This window comes from Microbacterium pollutisoli (assembly GCF_053586795.1).
Genome location: NZ_JBNYWT010000004.1, coordinates 257337 through 270752 on the forward strand (window position 1 = coordinate 257337; position 13416 = coordinate 270752).

A 13416-nucleotide genomic window follows, 5' to 3' on the forward strand; every position below is an offset into this window, starting at 1 on the left:
TAGGTTTGACCCAATCGCCGCAACGCCCGAGGGGCGGCGAAACGACAAACGCAAGGAGCAACATGAGCGTCATTTCTCGCTCGCGCAAGGCCCTCGCAGGTCTCGCGCTCGTGGGCGCCGGTGCACTCGTCCTGGCCGGGTGCAGTGACACCGGCACGACGAACGGCAACGGAGACAACGAACCGGACGCCTCAGGGTTCGACTTCCCGATCGACTGCGAAGCTGCAGCGCCCGAGGAGTACACCCCGGAGTACACGTCGACGTCGACGGGTCCGGGTACGGATCTGGTGTACAAGATCGGCACGGCGCTGCCGGTCACCGGGAACCTGGCCTTCCTCGGCCCGCCCGAGATCGCGGCCACGCAGTTCGCGGCGGCCGAGATCAACGAGGCCGGCAAGGGCATCACGATCGACCTGATCCAGGGCGACTCGGGTGACACGGACAACAAGGCCTACGAGACGGAGATCCCGCGGGTGCTGGGCGAAGGTGCCACCGCCGTCGTGGGTGCGGCCTCGTCGGGTGTGTCGCTGCAGTTCATCGACCAGGTCATCGCCGCCAACGCGATCCAGTTCTCGCCGGCCAACACGTCGGCGGCCTTCACCGGCTACAAGGACAACGGCCTGTACTGGCGCACCGCCCCCTCGGACGTGCTCCAGGGCGAGGTGCTGGGCAACCTGATCGCGTCGGACGGCGCCGAGACGGTCGGCATGATCATCATCAACGACTCATACGGCACGGGCCTGGCCTGCTTCACGAAGGACGCGTTCGAGGCTGCCGGTGGCAGCGTCGTCGCCGCGACCCTGTACAACACGGGTGACGCGAACTTCACGTCGCAGATCGAGACCGTGCTGGCGGCCGACCCGGACGCCATCGCCCTGATCACGTTCGACGAGGTCAAGACGATCATCCCCGAGCTGATGGCGGCCGACGTGCCGGCGGAGAGCCTGTACTTCGTCGACGGCAACCTGGCCAACTTCTCGGAGGACTTCGACCCGGGCACCCTGGCCGGTGCCAAGGGCACCTACCCCGCGGTCGACCCGGGCAGCATCGAGCAGTTCCGCTCCGACTTGGCGGCGTTCTACTCGGAGCAGGGCAACGGTGAGCTCAAGGAGTTCACCTACGGCCCCGAGTCGTACGACGCGGTGATCCTGCTCGCGCTGGCCGCTCTCGAGGCCGGCTCCACGGCCGGTCCCGACGTGGCCGCGCACCTGCAGCAGGTCTCGGGCGGTGCCGGCGAGGGCACGAAGTGCACGACGTTCGCGGAGTGCGCCGACATCATCATCGCCGGTGACGTCGCCGACTACGACGGCATCTCGGGTCCGATCACCTTCAACGAGGTCGGCGACCCGACCGAGGCGTCGATCGGCATCTTCGAGTACGGCGAGGACAACAACTACAGCTGGATCCGCACCGGCTGATCCACGCACCGCATGGATATGGCCCCGGTCCTCGGACCGGGGCCATATCCATGTTCCGGGTGCCGGCCGCGGAACCGGCCGGCACCGATGCTCACTCGTCCTGGCCGAGCGTGCCCAGGTACAGGCCGATGACCTTGGGGTCGTTCAGCAGGGCGCGCCCGCTGCCCTCGTACGCGTCACGGCCCTGGTCGAGCACGTAGCCGCGGTCGCAGATCTGCAGGCAGCGGCGGGCGTTCTGCTCGACCATGATCGTGGTCACGCCGGCCTTGTTGATGTCGGAGACGCGGATGAAGGCGTCGTCCTGCCGCACCGGTGACAGACCGGCGCTGGGTTCGTCCAGCAGCAGCACCGACGGGTCCATCATGAGGGCTCGGCTCATCGCCACCATCTGGCGCTCGCCGCCGGAGAGCGACCCGGCCCGCTGCTTGAGGCGCTTGCCCAGCTCGGCGAAGATGCCGGTGACGAACTCGAGGCGCTCGGCGAACCCCTTCGGGTTCTGGTAGATGCCCATCTGCAGGTTCTCCTCGATGGTCAGCGAGGGGAACACGTTGTTGGTCTGCGGCACGAACCCCACGCCGCGGCGCACGAGCTTGTCGCTCTTGAGGCCCACGATGCTCTCGCCGTTGAGCGTGATGTCGCCGCCGCGCACGTTGACCATGCCGAAGATGGCCTTCAGCAGCGTCGACTTGCCGGCACCGTTGGGTCCGATGATGCCGATCAGCTCGCCCTTGCGGGCGACGAGGTTGGCGCCGTTGATGATGTTGATCCCCGGCAGGTACCCGGCGTCGAGGTCGGTGACATTGACGACGACGTCCGCATCGGCGGTGCCGGCGGGCTGAGGCTGGGTGGTGGGGGTGCTCACGGGTTCTCCTCCTCGGCGTCGGCGACCGCCGCGTTCTCCTCGGCCTGGATGTCTTCGAGCAGCGTCACCGATCCGGTGTCCAGCTCACCCTTGACGCGGCCGGTGACCACGCCCAGGTCGACGTCCTGATGGGCGCCGAGGTAGGCGTCGATGACCGACTGCTCCTTCATGACGGTGCTCGGCGGCCCCTCGGCGACGATGCGGCCTTCGGCCATCACCACCACCCAGTCGGCGATGTGGCGCACCATGTGCATGTCGTGCTCGACGAACAGCACCGTCATGCCGCGGTCCTTGAGGTCGAGGATGTGGTCCAGCAGCGACTGCGTCAGCGCCGGGTTCACGCCGGCCATCGGCTCGTCGAGCATCACGAACGTCGGGTCGCTCATGAGGGCGCGGGCCATCTCCAGCAGCTTGCGCTGGCCGCCCGACAGGGAGGCGGCGAAGTCGGACTCCTTCTCGAGCAGCTTGAACCGCTGCAGCAGCTCGCGGGCCTTCTCCTCGTTCGCCTTCTCCTGCGCGCGCCACACGAACGGCAGCAGGCTCGCCCAGAAGCTTTCGCCCTTCTGGTGCGGCGCCCCGAGCTTCATGTTCTCGAGCACGGTGAGCAGGCCCAGGGCCTTGGTGAGCTGGAAGGTGCGCACCTGGCCCATCCGCGCGCTCTTGAACGCGGGGATGCCCACGAGCGTGCGGCCGTCGAACGACCAGGTGCCCTCGTTGGGCTTGTCGAACCCGCTCAGCAGGTTGAACAGCGTGGTCTTGCCCGCGCCGTTGGGACCGATGAGGGCCGTGATGGCGTTGCGGGGGATCTCGAGGTGCGCGACGTCGACGGCCTTCAGGCCGCCGAACTCGCGGGTGACGCCGTCGGCGACGATGATCGGGTCGACTTTGGCGACGCCGGGGACGGCCTCGCCCACGTGCAGGCCCGTGGTCTTCGTGCGCGGCGTGGCCGGAGTGTTCTGGTCAGCGGACAAAGGTCAGCTCCTTCTTGCTCCCGAGGATGCCCTGTGGTCGGAAGATCACCAGGAGCATCAGTGCGACGCCGATGAGGACGAACACGAGCGCCTGCTGCGCTTCGCGACCGAACGGCAGCAGTCCGGCATCCCCCATCGAGGCGAGGATGTTCGACAGGAAGGCCCGCACCATCCAGAACAGCACGGCGCCCAGCACCGGGCCGAAGATGGTCGCCGCACCGCCGAGCAGCAGCGCCGTCCACACGAAGAACGTCTGCGAGGTCATGTACACGTTCGGGGTGACGTTGGTGCCCATCGCAGTGACCACACCGCCGGCGGCGATGATGACTCCGCCGACCACGAGCGCCTGCATCTTGAACCCGAAGGTGTTCTTGCCCAGCGCCCGCACGGCGTCCTCATCCTCTCGGATGCCGCGGATGACGCGGCCCCAGGGGCTGCGCATCAGCATCCACACCAGCAACACCGCCACCGCGATGGCCGCCAGCCCCATGATGATGACCCACCACTCGTTCGACGTGTAGGTCCACGGGCCCCAGCCGTACCGGCCGCGCGGCAGCGGGTTGTTCGCCCCGCGGAACCCGATCTGGAAGCCGTACAGGCCGTCGGCCGAACCGGTGTACCGGCGCCAGGTCGCGGTCAGGAACAGCAGGCGCACGACCTCGGCGGCGGCGATCGTCACGATCGCCAGATAATCGCCGCGCAGCCGCAGCGTCGGTATACCGAGGATGAGGGCGAAGATCGCCGCGGCCACGAAGGAGATGAGCGCGGCCAGTTCCCACGGCAGCCCGAACGTGAGGATGGAGATCGCGAACGCGTAGGCGCCGATGGCCATGAACCCGGCGACGCCCATGTTGAGCAGCCCCGCGAAGCCGAAGTGCAGCGACAGTCCGATGGCCGCCAGCACGAAGCCCAGCGTGGTGGGCGCGAGCATCTGGCTCAGGGTGTTCTCGAAGATCTGCAGGAAGTCCATATCGGCCCCTATCCGATGCGCTCTTTACGGCCCAGGATCCCCTGGGGGCGGAACAGCAGGATGATGATCAGCACCGCCAGGGCGCCGACGTACTTGAGATCGGACGCGATCCACAGCGTCGACACCTCCACCAGCAGGCCGACGATGATCGAGCCGATCAGGGCTCCGAACGCCGTCCCCAGACCGCCCAGCGTGATCGCGGCGAACATGAGCAGCAGGATGCCGGTGCCCATGTCCCACCGGATGCCGGGGCGGAAATACGCCCAGAGGATGCCGGACAGGCCGGCCAGCACCGACCCCAGCACCCAGACGACGCGCACGACCCGGTCGACGTCGATGCCGCTGGCCGCGGCGAGGGCGGCGTTGTCGGAGACGGCGCGAGTGGCCCGTCCCAGCCGCGACCGCATGAGCCACCACGAGAACCCGAGGATCACCACGATCGAGATCGACATGCTGATCAGGTCGGTCATCGTGAGCCGGATGGCGCCCAGGCCCGGGATGATGCTCGTGGCGCGGCCGGGAAGCTGCCGCGTGCCGCCGCCGAGGAAGATCTGGAAGACGTACCGCAGGGCCAGCGACAGACCGATCGACACGATCATCAGCTGGACGATGCCGATGCCTCTTCGTCTGAGCGGGCGCCACAATCCGGCATCCATGCCCCAGCCGAACGCGGCGGAGGCCAGTAGCGCCAGGGGGATGGCGATCCAGATGTTGCCGCCGACGGCGACGGAGATCAGCAGGGCGGCCGCGGCACCGAACGTCACCATCTCACCGTGCGCGAAGTTCGCCAGCGACGTCGTGCCGTAGATGAGGGTCAGGCCGATCGCGGCCAGCGCCAGCATGAGGCCGAAGTTCAGGCCGTTGACCGCGCGGGCCGCCAGCTGATCCCAGAACGACGTCGTGTCGCGCTCGGCCGCCGTGAGGGTGAAGTTCCGGGTGACGGTCGAGGTGCGCCCGAACTCGACCTCCTCCGAGAACGCGAAGCCCTCCGGCGCCTCGATGCCCTCGGGGAGCGAGGCGGCGTCGAGCTCGAGCGTCCAGGTCTCGTCCTTCGACGGAACCTTCAGCATCCAGCGGCCGTTGTCCTCGCTCTGCGTCTCCGCCGAGAAGTCGGGACCGGTGACGGTGATCACGACACCGGCGATCGGCTCGCCGCCGGTGCGGACGTTGCCCTGGATCGTGTAGGGCAGTTCCTGCTCCTCGCCGGTATCCGACGCGGTCGTCTCGCCCGCCGTCGTGGTCTCGTCGGCGGACGCCGTGAGCGTCAGGGTGCCCGCGGCGGGTGCGGCTGCGACGGCCGGCGCGGCGCCGAGCAACAGGACGAAGGTCGCGACAAGCAGCGCACACAAGTGCGCGGGACTCCATCGTTTCGGGCGCTTCTCGGTCAGGGTCGTAGTGGGTCTCACGGATCCTCCATCCGGCGCACTGCTCGGGTGTGCGGTCGCATCGGCGTTGATGAACGACGGTACGAGCGTAATGTGTCGGCCTTGTTTCGCCTACTTGTTCTGCGCGTGGCGTGGCATCGGCGGCACCGGCATCCGGAATGAAACGGCCTGTTCGCGCCTTAGAATCGATAGGGCCCCGATCGCAGGAGAACAGATGACACAGAATGACCCGTTCGGATTCGTCGGACTGACTTACGACGACGTGCTGCTGCTGCCGGGGCACACCGATGTCATCCCGTCGGAAGCCGACACCTCGTCGCGGGTCACCCGCCGCATCACCGTCGCGACCCCGCTGCTGTCGTCGGCGATGGACACCGTCACCGAGGCGCGCATGGCCATCGCGATCGCCCGCGAGGGGGGCCTGGGCATCCTGCACCGCAACCTCTCCATCGCCGAGCAGGCCTCGATGGTCGACCGCGTCAAGCGCAGTGAGTCGGGCATGATCACCGACCCGATCACCACGACGCCCGACGCCACGATCGACGAGGTCGACGCGCTGTGCGCGCAGTACCGCATCTCGGGCCTGCCGGTCGTGGACGAGGACGGGCGCCTGGTGGGCATCATCACCAACCGTGACATGCGGTTCGTGTCGGGCTTCGAGAAGCAGACGACGAAGGTGCGCGACGTCATGACCAGCGAGGGCCTGGTCACCGGCCGCGTCGGTATCGGCGCCAACGACGTCATCGCGCTGTTCGCCAAGCACCGGGTCGAGAAGCTGCCGCTCATCGACGACGACGGCAAGCTGGCGGGCCTGATCACCATCAAGGACTTCGACAAGAGCGAGAAGTACCCGCTCGCCACCAAGGACGAGCACGGCCGGCTGCGCGTGGGCGCGGCCATCGGGTTCTTCGGCGACGCGTGGGAGCGCGCCGAGGCGCTGCGCGACGCGGGCGTCGACGTTCTGGTCGTCGACACCGCCAACGGCCAGTCCGCCGGAGTCATCGACATCGTGCGCCGGCTGAAGGCCGACCCGTCGTTCGCGGACATCGATGTCATCGGCGGCAACGTCGCCACCCGCGAGGGCGCCCAGGCGCTCATCGACGCCGGGGTGGACGCCGTCAAGGTCGGCGTCGGGCCGGGCTCCATCTGCACCACCCGCGTCGTCGCCGGCGTCGGCGTGCCCCAGATCACGGCGATCTACGAGGCCTACCTCGCCGCCCGTGAGGCCGGCGTGCCGATCATCGCCGACGGCGGACTGCAGTACTCGGGCGACATCGCCAAGGCCCTGGTGGCCGGAGCCGACACCGTCATGCTCGGATCGCTGCTGGCCGGCACCGACGAGTCGCCGGGCGAGATCGTGTTCCAGGGCGGCAAGCAGTTCAAGATGTACCGCGGCATGGGGTCGCTCGGCGCCCTGCAGACCCGCGGCAAGAAGACCTCGTACTCGAAGGACCGCTACTTCCAGGCCGACGTGCCCAGCGACGACAAGCTCATCCCCGAGGGCATCGAGGGCCAGGTCGCGTACCGCGGCCCCGTCTCGGCGGTGGCCTACCAGCTCATCGGCGGCCTGCGCCAGTCGATGTTCTACGTCGGCGCGCGCACGATCGAAGAGCTCAAGGCCCGTGGCAAGTTCGTGCGCATCACCTCGGCGGGCCTCAAGGAGTCCCACCCGCACGACGTGCAGATCGTGGTCGAGGCCCCCAACTACAAGAAGTAGGGGTGCGGGGCCGGGGTCGGTCCCCGGCATCCACCCGTCACGAAGTTCGCAGAATCGCACGAAGTCCGCATCCGAACCCGGATTCGGGTGCGAAGTTGGTGCAATAGTGCGCACTTGCGCATCAGTCGTGCCACCGGCCGGGCCGACTTCCTCCCCAGAACGGCGCCGGGTTCGATTGTCCACAGCTTTCTGCCGCCAGGCGTCGCGCGCGCCACGCTCGCGGCAGGATGCGGGTATGGCCGCGCCGAAGAAGTCCGCAGACGACCTGACGGCGTGGTTGGTGCAGCACGGTGGCATTGCGCACCGTGCCGACATCTTGGGTGCGGGCTTCGGACTCCCGCGGCTGCGCGCGTTCGTGCGTGACGGGCAGGCTGCCGTGATCCGGCGGGCCTGGGTGCACCTGCCGGACGCTCCGGGCAGTCTGACCACCGCAGCGCGGGCGGGTGGCCGAGTGACCTGCTCCACGCTTGCCCGGCATCGGGGCTGGTGGATGCCGGAGGGTGCCGGACGCGAGGTGCACGTGCACATGGTGCCGGGCTCCGGGTCGCCGCGGCTCGGGCCGGACTGGGCGGGAGTGACCCACTGGACCCAGCCGCTTGCGCCGGCGGGCCGCAGCCTCGAGACCTCCGTGGAGGACGCCCTGGCGCACATCGCGCTGTGCCAGCCGCGCGAAGTCGCCCTCGTGCTGTGGGAAGCGGCGGTGAGGTGCGAGACCGTGACGCCCGAATCGTTGCGGACCGTGCCCTGGCGGACACGGGCGGCGCGGGAGCTGGCCGACACCGTGCAGGGGCTGTCGGATTCGGGCCTCGAAACGCTGCTGGTGGTGCCCTTGCGCCGATGGGGGATGCGGGTGCGCCAGCAAGTGAAGCTCGCCGGGCGTCTCGTCGATCTGCTCGTCGGCGACCGGCTCGTGATCCAGATCGACGGATGGGAGTTCCACTCCTCGAGCGCGCAGCGCACGCGAGACATCGCGCACGATGCCGAGCTCCGGCTGCGCGGGTACACCGTGCTGAGGTTCAGCTATGCGCAGGTGGTCCACGACCGGGATGCGACCCTGGCGACGATCCGCCGCGCCGTCGCGTCGCAGCTGCATCGGGCCGGCTGAGCGCCGCCCGGGGTCAGACGCCGGGGGCCTCCCGGCCGTGCGCGTGTGCGTGGCACCCGGCCGTGCGTGTGCCCGGCATCCTGTCGCGAAGTGCGCAGAATCGCGCGAAGTTCGCAGAGGGTGCGGGCTTCGAGTGCGAAGTTCGCGCGATTCTGCGGAGTTCGTCGCCTCAGCCGCCCGGCCCACCGACCGAAATCCTGGGAGTCGCCTCCGCGTGCGTGTCAGAGCTTGAGGTCCGGGCACATTCTCGGAATCGTGGCCGGTTCCACAGCCGCACGACGACAAGGAGTAGCCATGCTCACCATGACCACCGAAGCACGCACGGCCGTCGCCTCGATCCTCACCGACGCGAACGTCGCCGAGACCGGCGGGGTGCGCATCGCCGATGACGGCAGCGGCGCGCAGGGCTTCGCGCTCAGCGTGACCGCGCAGCCCGAGGCGTCCGACACGGTCGTCGAAGACGGCGGCACGCGGGTGTTCCTCGACGAGACGGCCGCCGTCGCCCTCGACGACAAGGTGCTCGACGCCGCCCCCGACGCGCAGGGTGCCGTGCGCTTCGCGCTGCTGACGCAGCCGTGAGCGAGAGGATGCCGGGGCGCGACCCGCGGCATCCACCCACAGCGGGCCTCCGAGACGATCGGGGGCCCGCTGTGCTGTCCGCCCCGCACCGCGGCCGCACAGCGCACGCGGGTAGGCTGGGGGAGTGACCATGGAGATCGAGCTGGGCCGTGCCAAGCGCGCGCGCCGGGCATACGCGTTCGATGACATCGCGGTCGTGCCCTCGCGGCGCACCCGCAACCCCGAAGACGTCTCCACCGCCTGGTCGATCGACGCCTTCGGGTTCGAGATCCCGGTGCTGGGCGCCCCGATGGACTCGGTCATGAGCCCGCGCACGGCCATCATGCTGGGACAGCTCGGCGGCCTGGGCGTCCTCGACCTCGAAGGGCTGTGGACCCGCTACGACGACCCCGAGCCGCTGCTGACCGAGATCGCGCAGCTGCCCGCCGACAAGGCGACCCAGCGCATGCAGCAGCTGTACGCCGAGCCGATCAAGCCCGAGCTGGTGCGCGATCGCCTGGCCGAGATCCGGGAGGGGGGCGTGACCGTCGCGGGTGCACTGACCCCGCAGCGCACGCAGGACCTCTACGAGACCGTCGTCGCCGCCGGCGTCGACCTGTTCGTCATCCGCGGCACGACCGTCTCGGCCGAGCACGTCTCCAGCGTCGACGAGCCGCTGAACCTCAAGAAGTTCATCTACGACCTCGACGTGCCCGTCATCGTCGGCGGCGCCTCCACGTACACCGCCGCCCTGCACCTCATGCGCACCGGCGCGGCCGGCGTGCTGGTCGGGTTCGGCGGGGGTGCGGCCTCGACCACCCGCGCGACCCTCGGCATCCACGCCCCCATGGCCACCGCCGTCTCCGACGTCGCCGGCGCCCGTCGCGACTACCTCGACGAGTCCGGCGGCCGCTATGTGCACGTCATCGCCGACGGCGGGGTGGGCACCTCCGGCGACATCGTGAAGGCGATCGCGATGGGTGCCGACGCCGTCATGCTCGGCGTCGCCCTCGCCCGCGCGACCGACGCGCCCGGTGCCGGCTTCCACTGGGGCGCCGAGGCGCACCACGCGAAGCTTCCCCGCGGTCGCCGCGTCGAGGTGGGTCAGGTCGCCCCGCTCGATGAGATCCTGTACGGCCCGGCGCCGGTCGCCGACGGCACCGCGAACCTCATCGGCGCGCTCAAGAAGTCGATGGCCACGACCGGGTACTCCGACCTCAAGGAGTTCCAGCGCGTCGAGGTCGTCGTCGCGCCGTACCGCGCACACCGATGAGCGCACGCGACCCCGAACCCGGCTCCGAGGAGCCCGTCACCGCCGAGGCCGCCGTGCCGACGGTGGATGCCGGGACGCCGGCCGCCGCGGCCGGGGACGCGCTCGTGTTCGCCCCCACGCTGCGCGAGGTCATGGTGCGTCCGTGGTGGATCGGCATGCTCGCCGTCGCCCTGGTGGTCGCGGCGATCTTCGCCTGGCTCGGACAGTGGCAGCTGGGCAACGCGATCGACACCGACCCGCCGCCGCCCGGTGCGACCGAGCAGCTGCGGCCGCTGGACGAGGTCACGGCGCCGGGGGAGTACCTGCCCGAACCGCTCGTCGGCCAGAAGGTGGAGGTGTCCGGGTCCTTCGTGCCCGGAGACTTCGTCGTCATCTCCTCACGCTTCAACGACGGCGCCGAGGGCTACTGGGTCGCCGGCCAGCTGCGCGTCGCCGAGCGGGAGCGCCCCACCTCCCTCGCGGTCGCCGTGGGGTGGACCGCGGATCGCGCCGAGGCCGAGTCCGTGGCATCCACTCTCAGCCAGGACCCGCCGCAGGGCGTGCGCCTGACCGGACGCATCATCGCCGACGAGGGGCCCGCCCTGCCGCCGGCCGGGGCGCCCGCCACCGAGATGACGCGGATGTCGCCCGCGGCGCTGCTGGGGGTATGGCACGACATCGAGGAACTCGACGTGTACCGGGCCTACCTCACCTCGGCCGAACCGATCGGCGGCCTGCACGCGATCCACTCGCCCGCGCCGGACGAGCGGTCGAACGTCAACTGGCTCAACATCTTCTACGCCGTCGAGTGGGTGATCTTCGCGGGCTTCGCGTTCTACATGTGGTACCGGCTGGCCAAGGACGCCTGGGAGAAGGAACTCGAAGAGCTCGAGGACGCCGCCGCGGCCGCCTGAGACCGGCCGGATCACCGGCATCCCGACGGGTAGACTGGAGGCCATGCCCGCCCAGCCCAAACTCGCCAGCTTCCCGGCGATCCGCTCGGCGCTGAAGTTCTACCAGATCGCCGCTGTCATCACCGGTATCGGGCTGCTTCTGCTGCTGGCCGAGATGATCCTCAAGTACACGCCGCTCCACCTCGAGCTGTTCGCCGGCGGCAGCGGCGGATTCCTCTGGTTCGCGCCGGTGATCGCCGGCGTCGACTGCCAGTGGTACTCGCTGTTCATCCCGGGCCTCGACAGCTGTGAGATGGCCTCCACCGGCGACGGCGTCAACATCTCGCTGGCGATCCTGGTCGTGCACGGCTGGTTCTATGTCGTCTACCTGTTCGCGTGCTTCCGGGTGTGGAGCCTCATGCGCTGGCGCTTCGGCCGGTTCCTCACCCTCGCCCTCGGCGGTGTCGTGCCGTTCCTGTCGTTCTTCATGGAGCTGCGCGTGGCCCGCGAGGTGAAGACCTACCTCGCCGAGCGCGAGGCCGCCGAGGCGACCGCCGAGACCTTGACCCCCACAACCCCGACGGAGACCACGCGGTGACCACCTCTGCCCCCACCGACACCGACCAGCGGCCCGTCCTCGTCGTCGACTTCGGTGCCCAGTACGCCCAGCTCATCGCCCGTCGCGTGCGCGAAGCCGGCGTCTACAGCGAGATCGTGCCGCACACCGTCACCGCCGCCGAGGTCGCCGCCAAGCGCCCGGTGGCGCTGATCCTGTCCGGTGGCCCGTCGTCGGTGTACGAAGAGGGCGCGCCTTCGCTGGACCACGGCGTGCTCGAACTCGGCATCCCCACCCTCGGCATCTGCTACGGATTCCAGGTGATGGCCCGCCAACTCGGCGGTGAGGTCGCCCACACCGGCCTGCGCGAGTACGGTGCGACCGACGCGACGATCATCACCGACAACGTGCTGCTGGGCGGCCAGCCCGTCGAGCAGAACGTGTGGATGAGCCACGGCGACCAGGTGTCCGTGGCGCCTCCCGGGTTCCAGGTGCTCGCCCGCACGGCGGCGACCGCGGTGGCCGCCTTCGCCGACGACAACCGGTGCTTCTACGGCGTGCAGTGGCACCCCGAGGTGAAGCACTCCGACCACGGCCAGGCGGTGCTCGAGAACTTCCTGCACAAGGCAGCGGGGCTCGCAGCCGACTGGAACAGCGGCAACGTCATCGCCGAGCAGGTCGAGAAGATCCGTGCCCAGGTGGGCACCGCACACGTGCTGTCGGCGCTGTCGGGCGGCGTCGACTCGGCCGTGTCGACCGCGCTCGTGCACAAGGCCGTCGGCGACCAGCTCGTCGCCGTGTTCGTCGACCACGGTCTGCTGCGCAAGGGTGAGCGCGAGCAGGTCGAGCAGGACTACGTCGCCTCCACCGGCGTGCGACTGATCACCGTCGACGCGCGTGAGACGTTCCTGAACGCGCTGGCCGGCGTCAGCGACCCGGAGACCAAGCGCAAGATCATCGGCCGCGAGTTCATCCGCGCGTTCGAGAAGGTGCAGGCCGAGCTCGTCGCCGAGGCCAAGGCCGAGGGCGAGCCCATCCGGTTTCTCGTGCAGGGCACGCTGTACCCCGACGTCGTCGAGTCCGGCGGCGGAGCCGGCACCGCGAACATCAAGAGCCACCACAACGTGGGAGGCCTGCCCGAAGACCTGCAGTTCGAGCTCATCGAGCCGCTGCGCACCCTGTTCAAGGACGAGGTGCGCGCGATCGGCCGCGAGCTCGGGCTGCCCGAGGCAATTGTCGGCCGCCAGCCGTTTCCGGGGCCCGGCCTCGGCATCCGCATCGTGGGTGAGGTCACCGCTGACCGCCTCGAGATTCTGCGTGAGGCCGACGCCATCGCACGCGCCGAGCTGACCAAGGCGGGATTGGATGCCGAGATCTGGCAGTGCCCGGTCGTGCTCCTGGCCGATGTGCGCTCGGTGGGCGTGCAGGGCGACGGGCGCACCTACGGGCACCCGATCGTGCTGCGCCCCGTCTCGAGCGAAGACGCGATGACGGCGGACTGGACGCGCGTGCCGTACGACGTGCTGTCGAAGATCTCCAACCGCATCACCAACGAGGTGCGCGACGTCAACCGTGTGGTGCTCGACGTGACGAGCAAGCCCCCGGGGACCATCGAGTGGGAGTGAGCCCGACATGGCTGCGCGATACATCGAGCCGGGGCAGCGCCCTCGTTCGCCTGTCACAAAACGCGGTGCGAGGGCGCACTTTGTGACAGGCGAGCGCGGCGAGA

12 protein-coding genes are annotated in these 13416 nt (G+C 69.4%); 8 read left to right on the plus strand and 4 right to left on the minus strand.

The window, feature by feature from the left end; translation table 11 throughout:
- Window positions 1-62 precede the first annotated feature (62 nt).
- On the plus strand, window positions 63-1418 hold the full coding sequence (locus tag ACQ143_RS10930; RefSeq protein WP_449570716.1) for an ABC transporter substrate-binding protein: 1356 nt from the start codon (window positions 63-65) through the stop codon (window positions 1416-1418).
- A gap of 91 nt (window positions 1419-1509) precedes the next feature.
- Here the strand turns inward: ACQ143_RS10930 and ACQ143_RS10935 are convergent, their stop codons facing one another.
- The 4 genes from ACQ143_RS10935 to ACQ143_RS10950 are packed head-to-tail and all read right to left on the minus strand — an operon-like array spanning window position 1510 to window position 5627.
- Window positions 1510-2280 (minus strand): ABC transporter ATP-binding protein, encoded by a 771-nt coding sequence (locus ACQ143_RS10935; RefSeq protein WP_449570717.1) that lies wholly within the window; start codon window positions 2278-2280, stop codon window positions 1510-1512.
- On the minus strand, window positions 2277-3251 hold the full coding sequence (locus ACQ143_RS10940) for an ABC transporter ATP-binding protein (protein ID WP_449570718.1): 975 nt from the start codon (window positions 3249-3251) through the stop codon (window positions 2277-2279). The genes ACQ143_RS10935 and ACQ143_RS10940 overlap by 4 nt, the downstream gene beginning before the upstream one ends.
- A complete protein-coding gene (locus ACQ143_RS10945) occupies window positions 3241-4221 on the minus strand; it encodes a branched-chain amino acid ABC transporter permease (RefSeq protein ID WP_449570719.1) in 981 nt (326 codons plus the stop codon). The genes ACQ143_RS10940 and ACQ143_RS10945 overlap by 11 nt, the downstream gene beginning before the upstream one ends.
- Before the next feature lie 8 nt (window positions 4222-4229).
- Window positions 4230-5627 carry a branched-chain amino acid ABC transporter permease gene (locus ACQ143_RS10950; RefSeq protein WP_449570720.1) on the minus strand — a complete coding sequence of 466 codons (1398 nt, stop codon included), beginning with the start codon at window positions 5625-5627 and terminating at the stop codon, window positions 4230-4232.
- 193 nt (window positions 5628-5820) lie between these two features.
- On the opposite strand from ACQ143_RS10950, the gene guaB reads away from it, so the two are divergent.
- The 7 genes from guaB (at window position 5821) to guaA (ending at window position 13312) form a co-directional block, all read left to right on the plus strand.
- The gene (gene guaB, locus ACQ143_RS10955; RefSeq protein ID WP_449570721.1) at window positions 5821-7323 is read left to right on the plus strand and encodes an IMP dehydrogenase; all 1503 of its coding nucleotides are present in this window, start codon (window positions 5821-5823) and stop codon (window positions 7321-7323) included.
- A gap of 235 nt (window positions 7324-7558) precedes the next feature.
- Window positions 7559-8428 carry an endonuclease domain-containing protein gene (locus ACQ143_RS10960; RefSeq protein WP_449570722.1) on the plus strand — a complete coding sequence of 290 codons (870 nt, stop codon included), beginning with the start codon at window positions 7559-7561 and terminating at the stop codon, window positions 8426-8428.
- Between the two features lie 294 nt (window positions 8429-8722).
- The gene (locus ACQ143_RS10965) at window positions 8723-9007 is read left to right on the plus strand and encodes a Fe-S cluster assembly protein HesB (protein WP_449570723.1); all 285 of its coding nucleotides are present in this window, start codon (window positions 8723-8725) and stop codon (window positions 9005-9007) included.
- Between the two features lie 130 nt (window positions 9008-9137).
- A complete protein-coding gene (locus tag ACQ143_RS10970; RefSeq protein WP_449570855.1) occupies window positions 9138-10259 on the plus strand; it encodes a GuaB3 family IMP dehydrogenase-related protein in 1122 nt (373 codons plus the stop codon).
- Window positions 10260-10390: 131 nt separating this feature from the next.
- Entirely contained in the window at window positions 10391-11152 is a 762-nt protein-coding gene (locus ACQ143_RS10975) for an SURF1 family protein (RefSeq protein WP_449570856.1), read from the plus strand.
- 43 nt (window positions 11153-11195) lie between these two features.
- Complete coding sequence (locus tag ACQ143_RS10980) at window positions 11196-11729, plus strand: DUF3817 domain-containing protein (RefSeq protein ID WP_449570724.1); 534 nt, start codon at window positions 11196-11198, stop codon at window positions 11727-11729.
- Window positions 11726-13312 carry a glutamine-hydrolyzing GMP synthase gene (guaA, locus tag ACQ143_RS10985; protein WP_449570725.1) on the plus strand — a complete coding sequence of 529 codons (1587 nt, stop codon included), beginning with the start codon at window positions 11726-11728 and terminating at the stop codon, window positions 13310-13312. The genes ACQ143_RS10980 and guaA overlap by 4 nt, the downstream gene beginning before the upstream one ends.
- Window positions 13313-13416 lie beyond the last annotated feature (104 nt).